The sequence below is a fragment of the uncultured Tateyamaria sp. genome (assembly GCF_947503705.1).
GTDB lineage: Bacteria > Pseudomonadota > Alphaproteobacteria > Rhodobacterales > Rhodobacteraceae > Tateyamaria.
In genome coordinates, this window is record NZ_CANNES010000013.1 from 72,683 (window position 1) to 93,180 (window position 20,498).

Genomic DNA, 20,498 nt, shown 5'->3' on the forward strand with positions numbered 1-20,498 from the left:
GCGGTGCTCAGCTTGATTGCGCAGATCGGTAAACGTCAAAATAGGCCGCCGCTGATAGGTCCCATCCGACCGGATGGCGCATGGCGCGGCGCATCATGGCGGCCCATGTTTTGGGCTGACGATAGGCGGTGCAGGCGCGGGTGATCGCATGGCCCAGCATCGTGGCGTTGATCGGTGCGAATTGAAAACCGGTGGCGCAGCCTGCAAGCTCCGCCGCCGCATTGGCGTCAATGATGGTATCGGCCAGCCCACCAGTGCGAGCCACAACCGGCAGCGTACCATAACGCAGACCATAAAGCTGGGTCAGCCCGCATGGCTCGAACCGCGACGGGATCAGGATCGCGTCACTGCCGCCTTGCATCAGATGCGACAGCCCTTCGTCATAACCAATGATCGTGCCTACACGGCCTGTCGACCGGCGCGAGGCATCGACAAAGGCTTGCTCCAGACCCGGCTCGCCCGAACCAAGCAGCGCCAGACGCGCATCCTGCGCTTCCAACACAGGCAAACACTCCAAGAGCAGGTCCAACCCCTTTTGCGAGGTCAGGCGGCTGACAACACAAAACAGCGGCCCCGCCCCAGGCTCCAGACCAAAGCGGGACATCACTTCTGCCTTGTTCTTCGCCTTGCCCTTCAGGCTGCGCGCCGAATAGGGCGCGACAAGTTCCGGATCAGCTTCGGGCGACCAGACATCCACGTCGATCCCATTGAGGATACCAGAAACATCAGCCTGTCGCGCGCGTAACAGGCCATCAAGCCCCATGCCGAACTCAAGCGTCATAATCTCGGCAGCATAGGTGGGGCTGACGGTTGTTATCTTGTTGGCGAGGGCCAGACCCGCCTTGAGAAAGCTGATCTTGCCGAAATACTCGATGCCATCAGGGGTAAAGAGCGACGCATCGAGGCCCAAAGCGCCCAGGCGCGTTGCATCAAACAGACCCTGAAAGGCGATGTTGTGGATCGTCATGACGACTGGTGTTTGATCCCCAGACTGGCGCAGATAGGCGGGCACAAGGCCTGCTTGCCAGTCATGTGCATTGACCACATCTGGAGACCAACCACCCACGCCGTTCATGGCAATCTGTGCGCCCACAAAAGACAGCGCGGCAAAGCGCAGATCGTTGTCGCCCCAATCCTGCCCGTCAGGTCCGAGGTAAATGCTGCCCGGCCGGTCAAACAGATGGCCCGCCTCCAGCAGCAGCACATCAAGGCCCTCGGCCTGCACGGTCAAAACACGCGCAGGCCCGCCAAACAGGTCGGCAATTGCCATCACCTCGGCGCCTGACCCGGCCAGTTCCGCCAATGCGGGATAGGCCGGGATCAGGACGCGTACACTCACATCCTCCGCCGCCAATGCCTTTGGCACGGCACCGATCACGTCCGCCAGACCACCGGTCTTGATAAACGGCGCGCATTCCGAGGCGACGAAAAGGACGTTCATTTTAGCTATCCAACTTGTCGATCATGCTTTGGGTGATCAGGCAGATACCGTTGTCGGTCCGGCGGAACCGCGCGGCATCCGCCTCTGCATCCTCGCCGACAACCATGCCTTCGGGGATGATCACACCACGATCTATGACCACGTTTTTGAGGCGCGCATTGCGATTGATCTCGACATAGGGCATCGCCACAACCCCTTCGAGTTGGGAATAGGAATGCGTGCGCACGCCGGTGAACAGAAAACACCGATCCAGGGTCGAGCCGGAAATGATGCAGCCCCCCGACACCATGGACGACACCGCATGGCCGCGGCGTCCTTCCTCGTTGTGGATGAACTTGGCCGGGGCCGTCAGTTCCGAATAGGTCCAGATGGGCCAAGTCGTGTCGTAAAGGTCCAGTTCCGGGTTAAAGTCGGTCAGGTCCACATTGGCCTGCCAGAACGCATCAACCGTGCCAACATCACGCCAATAGGGCTCTTCCTCCAGCCCCCCACGCACGCAGGACCGGCTAAAGGGGTGCGCCATCGCTTTGCCAGAGGCTACGATGTCGGGAATGATATCGCCGCCAAAGTCGTGGTTGTAGCCGGGCTTACTTTCGGCGGCCTCAAGCAGGCCGCACAGGTATTCCGTCTCGAACACGTAAATGCCCATGCTGGCCAGTGCCATGTCCGGATGGCCCGGCATTGCAGGCGGATCGGCGGGCTTTTCCACGAAATCCAGAATGCGGTCGGTCTCGTCCACTTTCATCACACCAAAAGCGCGTGCTTCCATACGGGGTACTTCGATACAGCCCACGGTCACATCCGCGCCACTTTCAACGTGGTGCTGGATCATCAGGGAATAGTCCTGCTTGTAGATGTGGTCGCCCGCCAGAATGATGATGTATTTCGGGCCGTAGCCGCGAATGATGTCGATGTTCTGGGTGACAGCATCAGCGGTGCCCTTGTACCAGTTCTCGTTATCGAGCTGCTGAGAGGCCGGGAGGATATCGAGGCTTTCGTTGCGCTCAGCCCGGAAAAAGCTCCAACCGCGTTGCAGGTGGCGGATCAGCGAATGGGCCTTGTACTGAGTGGCCACGCCAATACGGCGGATGCCCGAATTGACGGCGTTGGACAGGGCAAAATCAATAATCCGGCTTTTGCCACCGAAATACATGGCCGGTTTTGCCCGCCTGTCGGTCAGCTCATAAAGCCTGCTGCCGCGCCCTCCCGCCAGCACAAACGCCATTGTCTGCTGCGCGAGCCGTTGTGATTCCGTGTCCATAGATCGTCCTCCCAGTCTTCGTCTTTGCTTGGCCTGATCGTTGCTTGGGGTGTCAGGAGCCCTCGTCTTGTTGTAGTTCAAAAAACAGTGTCGTCAGCGGCGGGATGGTGAGCGACACAGAGTGCGCGCGCCCTGAAGCGGCCACATGTTCACTCGCCGCAAAGCCCAGATTGCCGCGATCTCCCCCTCCGTAACAGCCCGCATCAGAGTTGAAACGCTCGACCCAGCGGCCTGGTTCCGGCACACCCACGCGGCGGCCTTGACGCTCGACCGGGGTGAAGTTGCTGACGACCAGAACGGGCGGTGTCCCGTCCTTGCCCTTGCGGACCCATGCAAGGATGCTTTCCTCGGCCGCCCCTTCTTCGATCCACTCAAACCCTTCGGGCTTGCAATCAAGCTGGTGGAGCGCAGGCGTGTTGCGGAACAGGGTGTTCAGATCGCGCACGAGGTTCTGCATGCCCTTGTGTTGCGGATGATCCAGCAGGTGCCAATCGAGGCTCGTGTTATGGTTCCACTCCGCCCCTTGGGCAAATTCACAGCCCATAAAGAGCAGCTTTTTGCCCGGATGCCCCCACATAAATCCGTAATAGGCGCGCAGGTTGGCGAATTTGTCGTCGCCCTGCCCCGGCATCTTGTCGATCATCGAGCCTTTGCCGTGCACCACCTCATCATGGCTGATCGGCAGCACAAAGTTCTCGGAGAACGCGTAGTGCAGCCCAAACGTCATCTTGTGATGGTGGTATTTGCGGTTAATCGGATCTTCGGCCATGTAGGACAGCGTGTCGTTCATCCAGCCCATGTTCCACTTGAAGCCAAAGCCGAGGCCGCTGTGATCCACCGGCGCGCTGACGCCGGGAAAGGCAGTGGATTCCTCGGCGATGGTCACCACGCCGGGAACTTCGCCATAGGCAACGGTGTTGGTACGTTGCAAGAAGCTGATGGCCTCATAATTTTCCCGGCCACCGTCCTTATTCGGTACCCACTCACCGTCTTTGCGCGAATAATCGCGGTAGAGCATCGAGGCCACCGCATCCACGCGCAACCCGTCGATATGGTGCTCGCGCAGCCAATAAAGTGCGTTAGCCACAAGGTAGTTCGACACCTCGGCACGCCCGTAATTGTAGACCAGTGTGTTCCAGTCCGGGTGAAACCCTTCCTTGCGGTCGGCATGTTCATAAAGCGGCGTGCCGTCGAATTGGCCAAGCCCGTGTTGGTCTTCGGGGAAGTGGCCCGGCACCCAATCCAGGATCAGGCCTATGTTAGCGGCATGGCAGGCCTCAACAAAGGCGCGGAATTCCTCAAGCGTACCGTGGCGGATCGTTGGCGCATAAAGCCCGATGGGCTGATAGCCCCAGGACCCGTCAAAGGGGAACTCCGAAACCGGCATCAGTTCGATATGCGTGAACCCCATGTCCTTTGCATAGCTCACCAATTGTTCGGCATGTTCATGATATGATAGTGGGCGATTGCCATCCTCGGGCACACGCCGCCAGGACCCCAAATGGACCTCATAGACCGAAATGGGCTGGTCGATGCGGTGCAGCGCTTCACGCTTGGACATCCAACCCTTGTCGGCCCATTTATGGCCATCCAGCCTGCGCACCACCGAAGCAGTCTTGGGTGGATGTTCCGCGCCAAACCCAAACGGGTCCGCCTTTTGCGGTAAAAGGTGGCCGTTCTTGTCGAGCAACTCGTATTTATAAGCCTCGCCCTCACCCAGACCTGGCATAAAAATTTCCCAGACGCCCGTTTGGCCGCGCTGGCGCATCGGGTTGCGCCGCCCATCCCATGCGTTGAAATCACCTATGACCGACACGCGGGAAGCGTTCGGCGCCCAGACGGCAAAATGTGTTCCGTCCACCTTTTCGTGGGTCATCACATGGGCACCCAATACGCGCCACAGATCCAGATGCGCGCCTTCGGCAATCAGGTGTTCGTCCAATTCGCCCAGCACGGGGCCAAATCTGTAAGGGTCGTCCGCTTCCCACACATGGGGGCCTTTGGTGATGCGCAATCGGTAGGCAAACGGGTTCTTGCGCCGCGCCGCTGTGCCCGCAAAAACGCCCGGCACAATTGCGTCGAGCGACAGAACCTTGCGGCCCGTCTTGGCGTCCAACACATCGATGGTATCGGCCTCGGGCTGGAACACCCTCACTGTCACCTTGCCGTCCACGATGTGCAGTCCAAGGACAGAAAAAGGGTCGCCATGCGTACCTGCGGCGATCTTGTCGGCGTCGTCCATCAGGGTCACGTCACTTCATCCTTCACTTCAAGTCCGGGGATCAAACCACGGATTTTGCATGCCAAATATCATCAGCATAGCCACGGATCGTCCGATCAGACGAGAACCATCCCATATTCGCGGTGTTTGCCGCTGCGATCCGCGTCCAGCGGGTGGTATCGCGGTAAACACTGTCGACCTCACGCTGCGTATCAAAGTAGCCATCAAAGTCACAGCTGACGAGGAAATAGTCATGTTCCCAAAGATTGTGCAAAATGTCGGAGTACCGATAGCGATCCCCGCCCGAAAATACGCCTTGGGCAATCTGCCCCAGGACACGCTGCAAGCGCGGGCTGTTTTCGATGGCGCGACGTGCAAATCCGTGTTCGCCCCGCTTGGCCTGTGCCTCGGCTGCAGTCAGACCAAAGAGGAAGAAGTTGTCCGCCCCCACATGCTCCAGAATTTCCACGTTGGCCCCGTCCAGGGTGCCGATTGTGGGGCTCCCGTTCAACGACAGCTTCATGTTGCCGGTGCCGGACGCTTCTTTGCCTGCTGTCGAAATCTGTTCTGACAGGTCAGACGCCGGGATCAGAATCTCCGCCATAGAGACGTTGTAGTTCTCCGGGTACACCACCTGCAAATAGTCGCGCGTGACCGGGTCATTGTTGATGGTCGCCGCCACGTCATTGATCAGGTGGATGATGGATTTCGCCAGCGCATAGCCCGGTGCCGCCTTGCCACCAAAGATTTTGACGCGGGGCGTCCAGTCAGCATTCGGATTGTCGCGGATCTCGTTCCAGAGGGCGATGGTTTCCAGAATGTTCATATGCTGGCGCTTGTATTCGTGAATGCGCTTGATCTGGATGTCGAACATCGCATTGGGGTCCAGCGAGACGCCATTGACACCTTTCAACCAGCTGGCCAGACGATCCTTGTTTGCAGTCTTGGCAGCGCGGAAAGCATCCTGGAAACCTGCATCATCCAGATGTACGTTCAGTTCGGCCAGTTTTTCCAGATCAGCCTGCCAGCCCGTCCCGATCGTGTCGGTGATCAGGTCGCGCAGCGCAGGGTTGCACGAATGCAGCCATCGGCGCGGGGTCACGCCATTGGTCTGGTTCAGAATGCGTTTTGGATACACTTGATGCAGATCGGCAAAGACGGTTTCCTTGACCAACTCGGAGTGCAACGCAGACACACCATTCACGCTATGGGCCATGATAAAAGACAACTCGCCCATGTTCACGTTGCCATGGTCGATGATGCGCACGCCGCTGCCGGTCGCCGCTATATGATGATCCTGGATCATCTCGATGATGCGGTGGTGACGGGGCAGGATGCGGGCAAACAGATCCTCGGGCCAGCGTTCCAGCGCCTCGGGCAGCAGGGTGTGGTTGGTGTAGCCCAAGCACGAGCGCGCCATTTCGATGGCGGTGCCCATCTCGAACCCGTGCTCGTCCACCAGAATGCGGACCAGTTCGGGGCCTGCGATGGCGGGATGCGTGTCATTGAGCTGGATCGCCACGTGATCGGCCAGCTCAGACAGTTCATATCCTTCGGTTTGAAAGCGGCGCAGCAAGTCCTTGATCGAAGCGGCGGTAAAGAAATATTCCTGTTTGAGGCGCAATTCCTTGCCCACATCCGTTGTGTCGTCAGGATAAAGCACGCGCGAGATTGTGCGGGCCAGTCGCTCGGGCGCGTTGGCACCGACATAATCACCCCGGTTAAAGCTTTCGAGATCGAAAAGCTTGATAGGTTTGGCCGCCCACAGACGCAGCGTATTGGCCCATTTGCCCTGCCATCCCACGACAGGTGTGTCGTAGGCCGAGGCCAGAACCGTTTCGGCGGGGTGCCAGACGGCCTTGCCATCGCTTTCGCTCACATAGCCGCCAAAGTGGATCTCATAAGACGCCTCTGGCCGCTCAAATTCCCAAGCGTGGCGTTGCGCGAGCCAACCTTCGGCTGTCTCGATCTGCTGGCCGTCTTGAAAATGCTGCTCGAACAATCCGTGTTCATACCGGATGCCATAGCCATAGGCCGGGATCGCCAGGGTCGACAGACTGTCCATGAAACAGGCGGCCAAACGGCCCAAGCCGCCATTGCCCAGCGCCGCGTCAGGTTCATCCGCCACAACGGTGTCATAGTCTTGGCCCAGGCCCGCCATAGCCGCGCGCGCCATTTCCTCAACGCCCAGGTTGATCGTCACGTCCTCGATCAGGCGGCCTATCAGAAATTCCATCGACAGGTAATAGACGCGCTTGTGCTTGCCCTCATATGTCTTGCGGGTCGAGGCGAACCAAGGCTCTACCACCCGATCACGCAACGCCAGAGACAGTGACATGCGCCAATCATAGGTGCTGGCATGTTCAGGGTCTTTGCCAAGCGACAATTTGAGGTGGCGCGAAATATCTGCGCGCAGATCATCTGCCGTCAAAATGATTTGGTTTTGGTCCAGCATAGCGCTCTCTCTTGGCCTCGGGTGGTCGGGTCACCGGTCTATATACCCTGCAACAGGCTGCCTCCAGCCCGCGCGAGGGCTGCATATCCAATAAAAACAGGAATTGTTAGCGCTAAAGTGACGCGTGCTGGTAAAGGTTGCGCATTTGTCGCGCCGTGGCGCGCCGGCCTGTTATTTACCGCAATATTGCCCTGTCGGGGTCACTGACGCCACGGTCACGGATGTGCCCGACGGGATCACATATTCGCTTTCGCCGGTGCGGATATACCCGATCTCGTTCGAAAAACCGATGGGCGCAGGGGCCCAGTCAAATGTATATCCCAGCGACGTCCAAGGGTACTCAATCGGATGCTCGGTGCCAAAGGCGGTATAGTACTGCTGGAAAAAGAAATCGCGATGCGCGTGGCAAGCCGTATCGCCCGGGCTGCACACTTTTGGCGCGCCTGCCGGGCATGTGGTTGTATGGGTGGCCGACACCGCGCAAGGGCGAAAGATGTCGCGCCCAGCCGTGTTGGCATCAATGTCAAAGGTGACAAAGTGGGTTTTGGTTGTCCCCGGCGGCAGACCCAAACGCTGTTCCACCCGCAGGCTAAGGGCACGAGGATCACCCGCAACCGTCTTGGCATAATCCGTGCAAAAGGTCTGCAAATGGGGTGACAGCGTGACCCAGACGTCCTTGCCCAGAGTAACCTCCTGGCCCTCGGGATAGCCGCTCACCTCGCTGGGCCGCACCCAGGTCGCCACTTGATACGTGCCTGCACTGGGCAGTGGAACAAGGTCTTGGACCACTTCGAAATCATGGGCGACGGCCATATCCTGCACCGCTTTGATATAGCGGTCATAGCGGGTCTTGAAGCGCAGCGCCTCGTCGATCTGTGGCACACAAACGCTGCCACCTTTTGGCAAGTTGTTGATATCAGATATGTAATTAAAGCGCGGATCACTTGTGCGCACATTCGTGGCCAGCAAAATCGCATAGCGGAAAGAACTGTCGCCAAACCAGATGTCCGAGATTTGCGCCAGGCGGGTGTTGTCCGCAACAAGCGGCGTGGCCAGGCATTTAGCCTGCGCCAGCAAGGCTGTGGGAGCGCATAAAAACAGGCACAAAATCAAGTGTCGCATGAAGGTCCTCGGTTCAAATGCAGTGATCAAATCGGTCTTGATCCAAGGTTGCCGGGTTGGCCCTGTCGGTCAACCCTTTGATCGACGCACATCAGATGTGACAGGCGGCACGACGCATCCGCGAAACCGCGCCGAGCATTTCAAACCCAGGGATAACTGTTTTACTATCAGGAAAATACTCGGATAAGATGTATCGAGTTCTCTCACAACCGGGGCACGCTCATGGCCAATCGACTGACCCAAGACCCGCATGCCGGCGGCGCAGGCGAGCGCGAAAAGGTGTTGGAACTGGCCATTGGGCGCGAGGTCCGCGCCTTTCGGCGGCAACAAGCGATGACGGTGGCCGAACTGGCCGCTCTGGCGGGGTTGTCTATCGGCATGCTGTCCAAGATCGAGAACGGCAACACCTCCCCTTCTCTCACCACGCTTCAAACGCTGGCCAATGCGCTCAGTGTCCCTCTCACCAGCTTTTTCCGCCGGTTCGAAGAACAGCGCGCCGCCGTGCACACCAAATCGGGCCAAGGGGTCGAGACCGAGCGCGCAGGCACGCGCGCCAACCATCAATACAACCTTCTGGGCCATATCGGTGCCAATACCTCTGGAGTGATTGTGGAGCCCTATTTGATCACCCTGACTGAGGCCTCTGACACCTTTCCCACCTTTCAACACGATGGGATTGAGACGATCTACATGCTCGAAGGGGTCGTGGACTACCGCTATGGCGACGCGTCTTACCGGCTTGAGGCGGGCGATACGCTGTTCTTTGATGCCGATGCGCCGCACGGGCCCGAGACCCTAATCACCCTGCCCGCCCGCTATCTGTCGATCATCAGCTACCCCCAGACCAAATAGGGCAACTTTTGCCTGAAATTTGGGCGGCTCAATTTTCTTGATGGGAATATTTATTTCCTGACCGTTGAGCAGTTGCTGATTCCCTGTTAGCGTGTCTCCACGTCACCAAAGGAAGGAACGGCCATGTGCGGGATCGTCGGACTATTTCTCAAGGACCCTGGGCTTCAATCAGCATTGGGCGACATGCTGACAGATATGCTCATCACCATGACCGACCGCGGCCCCGACAGCGCGGGCATCGCAATTTATGGCGGTGACGGCGCGGGGGCCAAACTGACGGTCCAGTCAGACACGCCCGAGGACAGCTTTGCCAAACTCGACAACCATTTGCGAAAGGCAATCAAAGGCAAGGTGGCCATGACGGTCAAAGACACCCATGCCGTTCTGGAGTTTCAGACCGATCAGATCGGCGCCGCCCGCACCTTTCTGGCCGAGAACCACCCAGACATCCGCGTCATGAGCCACGGCAGCACATTGGAAATCTACAAAGAGGTTGGCCTGCCCCGAGCCGTCGCCGACCGTTTTGCTCTGCGCCAGATGGCAGGCACCCACGGGATCGGCCACACCCGCATGGCCACCGAATCCGCCGTGACAACCATGGGCGCGCATCCTTTCAATACCGGCCCCGATCAATGCCTTGTGCACAACGGGTCGCTGTCCAACCACAACGCCATGCGGCGCAAGCTGCGACGTCTGGGCGTTCACATAGAAACCGAAAACGACACCGAGGTAGGCGCAGCTTATCTCACCTGGAAAATGCAGACGGGATCGACGTTAGGCGAGGCGCTGCAATCCAGCCTCGATGATCTCGACGGGTTCTTCACCTTTGTTGTCGGCACAAAGGACGGGTTCGGCGTGGTCCGCGACCCCATCGCTTGCAAGCCTGCGGTCATGGCCGAAACGGATCAATACGTGGCCTTCGGTTCCGAATACCGCGCGCTGGTGAACCTGCCCGGAATTGATCATGCCCGCGTGTGGGAACCCGAACCCGCCACCGTCTATTTCTGGTCCCACGGGCAAACGCCCACAGCACAGGCCGCCTGACATGCAAACCTTTGATCTGGAAGCACAAGGCCTGCGCGCCCTGAACAGCACGCTGCACGCCCAAGCCGAGACGACGAACCAGACCGCTTGGGAAATCGTGAACCCCAAGGGCGCGCACGCCATCGCCGTCGGTCTGGACGCGCCCATCGAGGTCAACGTCAAAGGGTCCACCGGCTACTATTGCGGCGGCATGAACAAGCAAGCAACGGTGCATGTGCACGGCTCTGTCGGCCCAGGCGTGGCCGAGAATATGATAAGCGGGACGGTCCTGATCGAAGGGGACGCCTCGCAATATGCCGGTGCCACCGGCAATGGCGGCACGCTGATCATCAAGGGCAATGCATCCTCCCGCTGTGGCATCTCGATGAAAGGCATCGACATCATCGTGCATGGCAACATCGGCCACATGAGCGCCTTCATGGCGCAATCGGGTAACCTGGTCGTGTGTGGCGACGCGGGCGAAGCCTTGGGCGACTCCCTCTACGAGGCGCGGCTCTTCGTGCGCGGATCGGTCAAATCGCTGGGCGCAGATTGCGTGGAAAAAGAGATGCGGCCGGAACATCTCACCATCCTCGAAGAGTTGCTGGAACGCGGTGGGTGTGACGCGAAGGCGTCCGAGTTCAAGCGCTACGGCTCTGCCCGACAGCTTTATCATTTCAACATCGACAACGCATATTGAGGGCGCCATGACCGACCAACCCCAAGCCCCGCGCACGGCCCCGATCCAATCGGCGACCTTCTCCAATCCCGTCAACGCAGAAATCCGGCGGGCCGCCGCCACTGGGATTTACGACATCAGAGGGGGTGGGGCCAAACGCAAGGTGCCCCATTTCGACGACCTGCTGTTCCTTGGGGCCTCCATGTCGCGCTATCCGCTCGAAGGGTATCGCGAGAAATGCGAAACCTCTGTCACCCTCGGGACGCGTTTTGCGAAAAATCCTATTCAGCTCGATATCCCTGTGACCATCGCGGGCATGTCCTTCGGCGCACTTTCCGGCCCCGCCAAAGAGGCACTGGGGCGCGGCGCCACGCTGGCGGGCACATCGACCACCACCGGCGACGGCGGCATGACGCCCGAAGAACGCGGGCATTCCAACAAGCTGGTCTATCAGTACCTGCCTTCGCGTTATGGCATGAACCCAGACGACCTGCGCCGCGCTGACGCCATTGAAATCGTGGTCGGTCAAGGGGCCAAACCCGGCGGTGGCGGCATGCTCTTGGGGCAAAAGATTTCCGACCGGGTGGCCGAGATGCGCAACCTGCCAAAAGGGATCGACCAACGCAGCGCCTGCCGTCACCCCGATTGGACTGGCCCCGATGATCTGGAAATCAAGATCCTGGAACTGCGCGAAATCACCGGTTGGAAAGTGCCAATCTACATCAAGGTTGGCGGCGCGCGGCCCTATTTCGACACGACGCTTGCGGTCAAGGCGGGCGCGGATGTGGTTGTTCTGGACGGGATGCAGGGCGGCACGGCAGCGACCCAGGACGTGTTCATCGAACATGTGGGCCAGCCGATCTTGGCCTGTATCCGCGAGGCCGTGCGCGCCCTTGAAGACCTCGGCATGCACCGCGAGGTGCAACTGATCGTCTCGGGCGGCATTCGTCACGGCGCGGATGTGGCCAAATGCATGGCACTTGGTGCGGATGCGGTGGCCATCGGCACGGCGGCCCTGATCGCCCTGGGCGACAATGACCCGAAATACGAGGCCGAGTATAACGCCCTTGGCACCACGGCGGGCGCGTATGATGACTGGCACGAGGGCCGCGACCCGGCGGGCATCACCACCCAAGACCCCGACCTGATGGCGCGCCTGGATCCGATCGAAGGCGGCCGCCGCCTCAACAACTACCTCAAGGTAATGACGCTTGAGGCGCAGACCATCGCGCGCGCCTGCGGCAAGAACCACCTGCACAACCTCGAACCCGAAGACCTTTGCGCCCTGACGATGGAAGCTGCGGCCATGGCCAAAATACCGCTGGCGGGCACCGATTGGTACCCCGGCAAGCCGGGCACGGGATACTGATCACGCACCGACGTGATACCGACGCAATACCGACGTGATACCGAAAGGGAAAATGACATGACCACCGACCTCGCCACCTTTGCCGCCGAGAACGGCGTGAAATATTTCATGATCTCTTTCACCGACCTCTTTGGCGGGCAGCGCGCCAAACTGGTGCCCGCCCAGGCCATCGCCGAAATGCAGGTCGAGGGGGCGGGTTTCGCGGGCTTTGCAACATGGCTCGATATGACGCCCGCTCATCCCGATATGCTGGCCGTGCCGGACCCCGCGTCCGTCATCCAACTGCCCTGGAAGCCAGAGGTCGCCTGGGTCGCCGCCAATTGCGTGATGGAGGGTGAGGACGTCGCCCAGGCCCCCCGCAACGTGCTGCGCCGTCTGGTGGATGAGGCAGCCGGCGAGGGACTGCATGTGAAAACGGGGGTCGAGGCAGAATTCTTTTTGCTCACCCCCGAAGGTGACCAGATCAGCGACCCCTTCGATACCGCCGCCAAGCCCTGTTATGACCAACAGGCCGTCATGCGCCGTTATGACGTGGTACGCGAGATTTGTGACTACATGCTCGATCTGGGCTGGGGGCCGTACCAGAACGACCACGAGGACGCCAATGGCCAGTTCGAGATGAATTGGGAATTTGACGACGCGCTCCAAACCGCTGACAAACATAGCTTTTTCAAGTTTATGGTGAAGTCGGTGGCGGAAAAGCACGGGTTGCGCGCCACCTTCATGCCCAAGCCCATCGAAGGGCTGACGGGCAATGGCTGTCACGCCCATATCTCGGTCTGGGATGCGCCCGGCGATGCGGCCAAAACCAACGTGTTTGCAGGCGCTAAGGGCGACAGCCAGACCGCCGAATTGGGCCTGTCAGATCAAGGCGGACATTTCCTGGGCGGGATCATGACCCATGCCAGTGCCCTTGCGGCGATCACCAATCCAACTGTCAACAGCTACAAACGCATCAACGCACCGCGTACGATGTCCGGGGCCACCTGGGCGCCCAACACGGTCACCTGGACAGGCAACAACCGCACGCACATGGTGCGTGTTCCCGGCCCCGGCCGGTTTGAACTGCGCCTGCCCGACGGGGCGGCAAACCCCTACCTTTTGCAGGCGGTGATCATCGCTGCAGGCCTCAGCGGTATCCGGTCCAAGGCCGATCCGGGCAAGCGTCACGACATCGACATGTACGCCGAAGGGCACACCATCACTGACGCGCCCAAACTACCGTTGAACATGCTGGACGCGGTGCGGGCCTATGACGCTGATACCACGCTGAAATCCATGATGGGTGATGCGTTTTCAAACGCTTACATCAAGATGAAGACGCAAGAATGGCACGACTTCACTTCGCATTTTTCCCAGTGGGAAAAGGACAATACGCTGGATATCTAGCGTGCCGGTCCGTGCCCGGTGGGCCATCTCCCTAGCTTGATGGCAGTGCCCGGTATCCCTTGATCAACATCGCAATGCCTACACCGCCCAGCCCAATTCCGCTGAGAACGTCGGCGTTGATCCAACGCGATTTGGTACGGTTGACCGCCGCCGTGGTCAACAGAGCATAGGCAAGGATCGAGATGGCATCGAACACGATAAAGATGGCGCCATAGACCGCCCCTTGCAGCAAAACGCTGTGTTCGGGTGAGATGAAGACCGGAAAAAGGGCCACAAAAAACACAATGGCCTTCGGGTTTGTGACACAGGCAAAAAAGCCCGCCCAAAACGTTGTCCCATCCGATTGAGCCACGACAGCCTGCGCCGGTTTTCCGATATTTCCAAAGGCTTTGACGGCCATCCAAAGAATAAAAAGCCCGCCCAGAATTTGCAGAAATGGCAACACAACCTCGGACAATGCCACCAGCGCCGTCAGCCCGATCACCGCGACCGAGATATGCACCATCGTGCCCAGCGCATCCCCCGCAACCGCAACATACGCCGCACGCGGTCCATGCCGCAGGGCCTGGGCTGTGGCAAAGGCGACGGATGGGCCCGGAACAAGCAGAAAAACGGCAGTGGTTGTGAAAAACGCGATGAACAAAACCGGATCCATGTGGGCAACTCCATTTCGATATGCGGCAGCCGTGCTATCGTGCCCGCTTACTGCCCAAGCGGCTACCCCAACTGTGCAAAATCTATGTCGAAATGTACGTTTGCCAGTTCGGTAACCGCGTGCGCCTTGCCCGGTCTGACGCGAAGCCGCCATTCCTCCTCACCGGCGTAAGCTGAGGCTTTGGTGTGCCCCCACTTCCTGCGCCACGCAGCATTGAACCGATCAGCCAGAGAGCAACATCAGCTCAAGACTGTTTTGGCAGAAAAAGTGCCGCCACAAAGACCGCAATAGCCGCACCCGCGAGTAGCAGAAATTGCTGATCAAACCCGATTCCATTTGAATGCAATGTGGCGATAACGGGCACCGCAACCGATCCCACGCCAAGCGACAGGGTATATTCAAAAGACACCGCACGCGACCGAATGCCGGGCTCCAAATAGTGACCCAAGAGCCATGTCGTAATTGGAATTTCTGCAAACACCATCGCAACGAGGGACAGGGCCAGGAACATTGCGGCCGCTCCCGTCGCCGTCGCGAGAAACAGCATGCAGATCACTTGCGCGCCGAGCAAGAACACCAACACCGGTCGTGCGCCAATCCGGTCCAAACACTCCCCCACAGGCAATTAAGCAAAGGCCGCAACTGCAAAAACCAGACCGGCCGAGGCCCCTACCCAAGCCAGATCGTCACTCGGCCCCACCAGACGTTCGTCGAAGAACTTGGGCAGTGAAATCGTCACTGCGTTAAAGATCAGCCCGCCAAACAGGGCCGAGACGCCAACAATCACTGCGATCCGTATCTGTGTTTTTCGGCTGCCGCTTGGCTGTACTGCTGTCGTCACAGTGGCCATCTCTTGTGGCGAAACGTGACTCCCGCGATTGCGCCAGAACACCACCAACCCGATCAGAACCGAGAGACCGCCAGGGCAATAGAAGGCCGCCTGCCAACCGAGTTGAGACGCCAGAATGCCCGTCACCACCGCCGCCCCAGCGAGCCCCAAATTGCCGTAGACACCGTTGACAGCCAGCGCCCGCCCCTTGCGCACGCCAATCTGCGTCACAAGGGCAAGGCCCACGGGATGGTAGATCGCTGCAAAAAGGCCCATTGATCCCAATGCGATCGACATGGCCAGCGTGCTGCCCGCCAAGGCGACACAAATGCTGGACATGCCGCAGCCCAGGAAAAAGACCCCGATCAAGGTCATTCGATCCATCCGGTCGCCCAACCACCCGGCGGGCAATGTGCCGAGGGCAAACAGGATATAGACCGGTGACCCAAGAAAAAGGACGTCGGCGTAATCCATGTCCCACGCAGGCGCGATAGCCAGTGCCGCCGTGGGAAACACAAGCAGAAAGTAATGGTCGAAAAAGTGGGCCACATTGATGAATTGAAGGGCTTCGTTGCGCGACAAGGGCTGACATCCTGATCTGATTTCAGCTTTGATTGTGCATGCGCCTTCGCTTACTGTCTGTCGACATAATGCCAATCAATACCCCGAAAATGCCAAACCTGACACAACCCGACATCGTAGGGTTCGCCTCGACCTATCCGTCCGGTACCTATATTGATTGGCACGCCCATGAGGCCCATCAGCTTATTCATGCGATTTCCGGTGCAATGCGGGTATCGTTGCGCGACAAACTGTGTGTGCTGCCGGTGGGTCGAGCCCTCTGGATACCGGCCACTATTGACCACGCAATTGAGTGTGCCGGTGCAGTTCGGATGCGCACCGCCTATGTCAGCCCACATTTCGCTGAGTTGCCGCGCGATGTCCATGTGATCGTAGTGTCCCCGCTTGCGCGGGAGGTGCTGGTGCGTCTGGCGGAGGTCAATGAGGCAGGATTAAAACCAGCTTTGAATGACGTTCTAGTCCATGAAATCAACAACAGCCCGGTCAAGGCCTTCGTCATCCCATTGCCTCGCCATACAAGGATTGCAAGGCTTGCCGAGGCATTACGGGCGGATCCTGCATCTGGAAAAACGCTGACTGACTGGGCGGCAGATTTAGGATTTTCCGAACGCAACCTGATCCGCCGCATTCAGGAAGAAACCGGAATGACATTTCGTGAGTTGCGCCGCCAGACCCGCATCATGGTCGCAATGGAGCGGCTGGTTAACGGACAGGCGGTGACCAGCGTGGCACTGGATGTCGGGTTTGAAACGCCAAGCGCTTTTATCCATGCCTTCCGACTGGTCACGGGCGAGACGCCCAGGCAGTTTGTCAAATCCGATTGAAGTCTCGGCCGATCAAAAAGCCGTTTGGCAATTGTTGCTGTCCCCCGCGTTCAATTGGAACACTACGGCGTGAACCGACCATTGACACTCGCCAGCATATCGAGATATCTCGATTTATGGACTTGGAAAAACCCATCGCTGCTTTGAACAACCCGGTTCGCCGCGACATCCTTGGATGGCTCAAGGATCGATCAAATTTCCCGCCCCCTTTGCCGGGACACGAAGGGATCGAGGGCGTGTGCGTCGGCTATATCCAGGACAAGGCGCAGCTGTCCCAGTCCACCATTTCAAACTACATGGGCCTTCTGAAACAAGTCGGTTTCGTTGTCGCGGAACGACACGGGCAGTGGACCTTCTACCGCCGCGACGAAGCGAAGATTCAAGCGTTTCTGGCCGCCTTCAACGATGAACTGAGCAAGCGCTAAAACTGCGCAAATCTGCAAACACAACAGGGCTATGCGAATGCATCTAAATATCGCGATATATCTATGCAAATGAGGTCGAAATGCACACGATGATGAATGACCCGTTGGACCTGCCTTGCGGTGTTCAGCTCAAAAACCGGCTGTTCAAGGCGGCGATGTCGGATTCGCTTGGGGATGGCGCAGGCAATCCGACCCAAGCACAGATGCGTTTGTATGAACGCTGGGCCGAAGGTGGCGCTGCTCTGTCGTTGATCGGCGAGGTGCAAGTCAGCCCACACTATCCCGAAAAGCCCGGCAACCTTGTTCTGGGCCCCTTGTCTGATCTGGCTGGCTTGCAGCACTTGGCGCAACGCGGATCACGAAACGGCGCACAGATCTGGCCGCAGCTTGGTCATGCGGGCGCATTGGCGCATGCCCCGATCAGCACGCCCAAAGGCCCCTCTGCTTTGAACGTAGAAGGTTTAAGATGTGGAGGTATGGCTCTGTCAGAAATTCAGGCCCTGCCCACCGCCTATACGCAGGCAGCCTTGTGCGCCAAGAGCGCAGGGTTTGGCGGCGTGCAAATCCACGCGGGGCATGGATTTCTGCTAAGCCAGTTTTTGTCACCCTTGTTCAATCATCGCTGCGACGCTTATGGCGGCACTGTTGCCGTCCGGTTCCGCATCATCAGAGATGTGATCGCCGCTGTCCGCGATGCTGTTGGACCATCCTATCCCATCGGGATAAAGATCAACGCCACCGATCGGCTGGACGGGGGGCTAACCACTGTCGACGCCCTTGAGGTGGTCAAAATGCTGGATCAAACCTCGGTCGATCTGATCGACGTCAGTGGCGGCACCTATTTTCCCGGCGCGGTGTCCAGTTCGGATGGCACGCGCGCATCCGGCCCCTATTTCACTGACTTTGCACACCTCGCAAAACGCGCCACAACCGTTCCGGTTATGGTGACGGGCGGATTTATGGAGCGCGAGCAGGCGGCAGCCGCTTTGCAAAACGCCGACGCGGACGCAGTTGGCATCGCCCGCGCCTTGGCCTTGTCGCCTGAATTGCCCAATGCGTGGCTTAACGGTGATGCGTGCATGCTCGCACGCCCCACATTCGACACCCCACCACCGGGTGGCATGACCGCGTGGTATTCAATGCGATTGACCGCCCTTGGTCAGGACGCCGAAGAACAATTCGATCTGACCCCTGCGCAAGCATTGCAGGCATATGAAGCACGCGACGCGGCGCGCGTGGCGACTTGGCGTCATCAGTTCGATTAGCTGCGGGCGGCTGTGACTTAGGGTGGTGCCGCCAGATAATGCGGGCCAATCATCTGCCATGCAGTGATGATGGATGCAAAAGACCCGGCAGCGCCTTAATACGCGAAATAACCGCCCGGCGTCAGGACGGAAGGGTTGGCCTTTCCTATTGCCTGATGAGTGGTTTGGCTCCAATCTGGCCCTGCAAAATGACAAGAAGCTGAGCCATTGATAGAACCACTGCAACTTGCAGCATTGATGCAAAAGTTTGCGCCCTCCCACGTCGGCAAGGCCACGGCACTGCGTCTTGCAATTCGGCGCGGGGTGACCGAAGCGATCCTTCAAGCGCAGGATGAGCTGCCTTCGACGCGCAGGGCGGCCGCTGCGCTGCAGATGGCGCGAAATTCCGTGATCGAAGCCTACGAAGGGCTGCAGGCCGAGGGCGTCATCGAAACACGTCGCGGCGCGCGCCCCCGGGTGTGTGACTTGCCCGACTTGCAGCCCAAGCGGGGCCAACGGCAAACCGCGATTGCCCTGTCGAAACGCGGAAAAATCCTCAGTGATGATCACCGCAAAGGGTACATTACTGGAAATGTAGACGCTTTTGCCCCGGGATTGCCCGATCCGTCCTTGTTTTCGCTCGATAATTGGGCGGTGTGTTTGCGACGTGCCGCGCGCCACAGTCGCGGCCCTCGGGACCTTTATGACGAGTTTCAGGGGCTGTCCATCTTGCGCAAGGCATTGGCACTGCACCTCAAACGGGCCCGTGGCGTGTCTGTCTCTCCGGAACAGGTGTTCATTCTGCCATGTACGCAAAGCGCCCTTGCCCTGATGTCGGAGCTTGTGACCGATCCCGGTGATCGGGTCATGATGGAGGATCCGTGTTATGCCGGTGGCAAGGCACTGTTTCACGCACAAGGCCTTGAGACTACACCGCTTTGCGATGACTTGACCACAGCGGCGTCCCCCAATCTGGCCAAGCTGATCTATGTGACGCCATCCACCCAATATCCCATGGGCACCCGGATGAAACTGGCCCGCAGACTGGATATCCTTGCGTTTGCCGAGGCCAACAATGCCCTCATTTTTGAAGACGATTATGACGGAGACTTCGTGTGGCGCGGGGCCGATGTGCCGCCGCTGTTCTCGCTCGACAAGGCGTCCACCGTTGCCCTTTTGGGCACCGCCTCCAAAAGCTTGATCCCAGCAATGCGGTTGGGGTGGCTGATCGTGCCACCGAACCTGGTTGATCCTGTCAGACGGGCGCATCGCACCCTCGGTTTTGGTGTGAATGCACATGTCCAGGCCGCGATGGCTGAGTTCATCACCTCAGGCCATTTTGCGCGGCATGTGCGGACAGCAGCCCGCGTCTATCAGGAACGAATGATCTGTCTGACCGATGCGTTACATGACAGTTTGGGCGACGAAATGTACGTTTCCCGACCCGATGGAGGATTGCAAGTGACCGTCAAGTTCGATGATCACGTTGACGACTTGGCCGTCAAAGATGAACTTTGGGCGCGTGGTATCCACGTGTTGGCCCTATCCACCTTGTGTATCCAAAGCCATGCGCGCGGGTTGGTCATGGGTTTTTCGCGCGCCAACCCCAAGACTTCGCAGCACTTGGCGCGTGCCATCCGTGATGCGTTGGGCAAGTTGTCGTGATGGCGGTCACCCGCCCCCTTCGTGCCGAGGATCGCGAGGCATGGGAGATCCTTTGGGGCAAGTATAATGCGTTTTACGGCCGATCCGGCCCGACTGCCCTGCCCGACGAGGTCATCGACGTGACGTGGCAGCGTTTGCTATGCTCCGACACGCCAGTCCATGGGCTGGTGGCAATCGTGAACGACTGCCCTGTTGGCCTTGCTCATTTCGTCTTGCACAGCAATCTGATCCAATTGGAGCAGACCTGTTATCTGCAAGACCTTTATGTTGACGATGCCGCAAGAGGGCAGCGCATCAGCCGCGCCCTTATGGCGGCCATCCAAACCTTCTGCCGAAAAAACGGGATCAAGGATATGTATTGGCACACACACGCAAGCAATGCCCGCGCACGATCGCTGTATGACACGGTGGCACAAGACACTGGCTTTGTCGTTTATCGTCAACGGCTTGATTGACATGAAA

Annotated in this window: 18 protein-coding genes; 10 read left to right on the forward strand and 8 right to left on the reverse strand. The window is 58.8% G+C overall.

Annotation, left to right across the window (positions count from 1 at the left end; translation table 11 throughout):
- Window positions 1-7: 7 nt before the first annotated feature.
- The 5 genes from glgA to Q1A44_RS20050 all read right to left on the reverse strand — a co-directional run bounded on the left by glgA (window position 8) and on the right by Q1A44_RS20050 (window position 8,500).
- Window positions 8-1,441 carry a glycogen synthase GlgA gene (gene glgA / locus Q1A44_RS20030; RefSeq protein WP_299628806.1) on the reverse strand — a complete coding sequence of 478 codons (1,434 nt, stop codon included), beginning with the start codon at window positions 1,439-1,441 and terminating at the stop codon, window positions 8-10.
- Between the two features lies 1 nt (window position 1,442).
- Window positions 1,443-2,702 carry a glucose-1-phosphate adenylyltransferase gene (gene glgC / locus Q1A44_RS20035; protein WP_299628808.1) on the reverse strand — a complete coding sequence of 420 codons (1,260 nt, stop codon included), beginning with the start codon at window positions 2,700-2,702 and terminating at the stop codon, window positions 1,443-1,445.
- Window positions 2,703-2,754: 52 nt separating this feature from the next.
- Window positions 2,755-4,944 carry a 1,4-alpha-glucan branching protein GlgB gene (gene glgB / locus Q1A44_RS20040; RefSeq protein ID WP_299628882.1) on the reverse strand — a complete coding sequence of 730 codons (2,190 nt, stop codon included), beginning with the start codon at window positions 4,942-4,944 and terminating at the stop codon, window positions 2,755-2,757.
- A gap of 40 nt (window positions 4,945-4,984) precedes the next feature.
- A complete protein-coding gene (locus tag Q1A44_RS20045) occupies window positions 4,985-7,378 on the reverse strand; it encodes a glycogen/starch/alpha-glucan phosphorylase (protein ID WP_299628811.1) in 2,394 nt (797 codons plus the stop codon).
- A 171-nt stretch (window positions 7,379-7,549) separates the two neighbouring features.
- A complete protein-coding gene (locus Q1A44_RS20050) occupies window positions 7,550-8,500 on the reverse strand; it encodes a hypothetical protein (RefSeq protein ID WP_299628813.1) in 951 nt (316 codons plus the stop codon).
- Window positions 8,501-8,722: 222 nt separating this feature from the next.
- On the opposite strand from Q1A44_RS20050, the gene Q1A44_RS20055 reads away from it, so the two are divergent.
- From Q1A44_RS20055 to glnT, 5 genes are all read left to right on the forward strand, one after another.
- Window positions 8,723-9,352, forward strand: a complete 630-nt coding sequence (locus Q1A44_RS20055) for a helix-turn-helix domain-containing protein (protein WP_299628815.1) — start codon at window positions 8,723-8,725, stop codon at window positions 9,350-9,352.
- Between the two features lie 123 nt (window positions 9,353-9,475).
- Window positions 9,476-10,396 (forward strand): glutamine amidotransferase family protein, encoded by a 921-nt coding sequence (locus Q1A44_RS20060; RefSeq protein WP_299628817.1) that lies wholly within the window; start codon window positions 9,476-9,478, stop codon window positions 10,394-10,396.
- 1 nt (window position 10,397) lies between these two features.
- On the forward strand, window positions 10,398-11,075 hold the full coding sequence (locus Q1A44_RS20065) for a protein GlxC (RefSeq protein ID WP_299628819.1): 678 nt from the start codon (window positions 10,398-10,400) through the stop codon (window positions 11,073-11,075).
- 7 nt (window positions 11,076-11,082) lie between these two features.
- Window positions 11,083-12,423 carry an FMN-binding glutamate synthase family protein gene (locus Q1A44_RS20070; protein ID WP_299628821.1) on the forward strand — a complete coding sequence of 447 codons (1,341 nt, stop codon included), beginning with the start codon at window positions 11,083-11,085 and terminating at the stop codon, window positions 12,421-12,423.
- 57 nt (window positions 12,424-12,480) lie between these two features.
- Window positions 12,481-13,812: a type III glutamate--ammonia ligase gene (glnT, locus tag Q1A44_RS20075; RefSeq protein WP_299628824.1), complete on the forward strand. Its 1,332-nt coding sequence runs from the start codon at window positions 12,481-12,483 to the stop codon at window positions 13,810-13,812.
- A gap of 31 nt (window positions 13,813-13,843) precedes the next feature.
- Here glnT and Q1A44_RS20080 read toward each other — a convergent pair whose 3' ends face one another.
- From Q1A44_RS20080 to Q1A44_RS20090, 3 genes are all read right to left on the reverse strand, one after another.
- A complete protein-coding gene (locus tag Q1A44_RS20080; RefSeq protein WP_299628825.1) occupies window positions 13,844-14,467 on the reverse strand; it encodes a LysE family translocator in 624 nt (207 codons plus the stop codon).
- A 244-nt stretch (window positions 14,468-14,711) separates the two neighbouring features.
- On the reverse strand, window positions 14,712-15,086 hold the full coding sequence (locus Q1A44_RS20085) for a hypothetical protein (protein ID WP_366942617.1): 375 nt from the start codon (window positions 15,084-15,086) through the stop codon (window positions 14,712-14,714).
- Between the two features lie 6 nt (window positions 15,087-15,092).
- Window positions 15,093-15,878, reverse strand: coding sequence for an MFS transporter (locus Q1A44_RS20090; RefSeq protein ID WP_299628829.1), 786 nt, complete (start codon window positions 15,876-15,878; stop codon window positions 15,093-15,095).
- 89 nt (window positions 15,879-15,967) lie between these two features.
- Here Q1A44_RS20090 and Q1A44_RS20095 point away from each other — a divergent pair, with 89 nt between their 5' ends.
- The 5 genes from Q1A44_RS20095 to Q1A44_RS20115 all read left to right on the forward strand — a co-directional run bounded on the left by Q1A44_RS20095 (window position 15,968) and on the right by Q1A44_RS20115 (window position 20,491).
- Window positions 15,968-16,702, forward strand: coding sequence for a helix-turn-helix transcriptional regulator (locus Q1A44_RS20095; RefSeq protein ID WP_299628831.1), 735 nt, complete (start codon window positions 15,968-15,970; stop codon window positions 16,700-16,702).
- A 116-nt stretch (window positions 16,703-16,818) separates the two neighbouring features.
- Window positions 16,819-17,127 (forward strand): helix-turn-helix transcriptional regulator, encoded by a 309-nt coding sequence (locus tag Q1A44_RS20100; protein WP_299628834.1) that lies wholly within the window; start codon window positions 16,819-16,821, stop codon window positions 17,125-17,127.
- 80 nt (window positions 17,128-17,207) lie between these two features.
- Complete coding sequence (locus Q1A44_RS20105) at window positions 17,208-18,392, forward strand: tRNA-dihydrouridine synthase (protein ID WP_299628836.1); 1,185 nt, start codon at window positions 17,208-17,210, stop codon at window positions 18,390-18,392.
- Window positions 18,393-18,629: 237 nt separating this feature from the next.
- Complete coding sequence (locus Q1A44_RS20110) at window positions 18,630-20,036, forward strand: PLP-dependent aminotransferase family protein (RefSeq protein ID WP_299628838.1); 1,407 nt, start codon at window positions 18,630-18,632, stop codon at window positions 20,034-20,036.
- Complete coding sequence (locus Q1A44_RS20115) at window positions 20,036-20,491, forward strand: GNAT family N-acetyltransferase (protein WP_299628840.1); 456 nt, start codon at window positions 20,036-20,038, stop codon at window positions 20,489-20,491. Before Q1A44_RS20110 ends, Q1A44_RS20115 begins: the two co-directional genes overlap by 1 nt.
- The last annotated feature ends 7 nt before the right edge of the window (window positions 20,492-20,498 follow it).

What these genes read in the sequence shown, in the direction of transcription:
- glgA (WP_299628806.1), bottom strand. Translation starts at nt 1,441, where the DNA reads ATGAACGTCCTTTTCGTCGCCTCGGAATGCGCGCCGTTTATCAAGACC.
- glgC (WP_299628808.1), bottom strand. Translation starts at nt 2,702, where the DNA reads ATGGACACGGAATCACAACGGCTCGCGCAGCAGACAATGGCGTTTGTG.
- glgB (WP_299628882.1), bottom strand. Translation starts at nt 4,944, where the DNA reads ATGGACGACGCCGACAAGATCGCCGCAGGTACGCATGGCGACCCTTTT.
- Q1A44_RS20045 (WP_299628811.1), bottom strand. Translation starts at nt 7,378, where the DNA reads ATGCTGGACCAAAACCAAATCATTTTGACGGCAGATGATCTGCGCGCA.
- Q1A44_RS20050 (WP_299628813.1), bottom strand. Translation starts at nt 8,500, where the DNA reads ATGCGACACTTGATTTTGTGCCTGTTTTTATGCGCTCCCACAGCCTTG.
- Q1A44_RS20055 (WP_299628815.1), top strand. Translation starts at nt 8,723, where the DNA reads ATGGCCAATCGACTGACCCAAGACCCGCATGCCGGCGGCGCAGGCGAG.
- Q1A44_RS20060 (WP_299628817.1), top strand. Translation starts at nt 9,476, where the DNA reads ATGTGCGGGATCGTCGGACTATTTCTCAAGGACCCTGGGCTTCAATCA.
- Q1A44_RS20065 (WP_299628819.1), top strand. Translation starts at nt 10,398, where the DNA reads ATGCAAACCTTTGATCTGGAAGCACAAGGCCTGCGCGCCCTGAACAGC.
- Q1A44_RS20070 (WP_299628821.1), top strand. Translation starts at nt 11,083, where the DNA reads ATGACCGACCAACCCCAAGCCCCGCGCACGGCCCCGATCCAATCGGCG.
- glnT (WP_299628824.1), top strand. Translation starts at nt 12,481, where the DNA reads ATGACCACCGACCTCGCCACCTTTGCCGCCGAGAACGGCGTGAAATAT.
- Q1A44_RS20080 (WP_299628825.1), bottom strand. Translation starts at nt 14,467, where the DNA reads ATGGATCCGGTTTTGTTCATCGCGTTTTTCACAACCACTGCCGTTTTT.
- Q1A44_RS20095 (WP_299628831.1), top strand. Translation starts at nt 15,968, where the DNA reads ATGCCAAACCTGACACAACCCGACATCGTAGGGTTCGCCTCGACCTAT.
- Q1A44_RS20100 (WP_299628834.1), top strand. Translation starts at nt 16,819, where the DNA reads ATGGACTTGGAAAAACCCATCGCTGCTTTGAACAACCCGGTTCGCCGC.
- Q1A44_RS20105 (WP_299628836.1), top strand. Translation starts at nt 17,208, where the DNA reads ATGCACACGATGATGAATGACCCGTTGGACCTGCCTTGCGGTGTTCAG.
- Q1A44_RS20110 (WP_299628838.1), top strand. Translation starts at nt 18,630, where the DNA reads ATGCAAAAGTTTGCGCCCTCCCACGTCGGCAAGGCCACGGCACTGCGT.
- Q1A44_RS20115 (WP_299628840.1), top strand. Translation starts at nt 20,036, where the DNA reads ATGGCGGTCACCCGCCCCCTTCGTGCCGAGGATCGCGAGGCATGGGAG.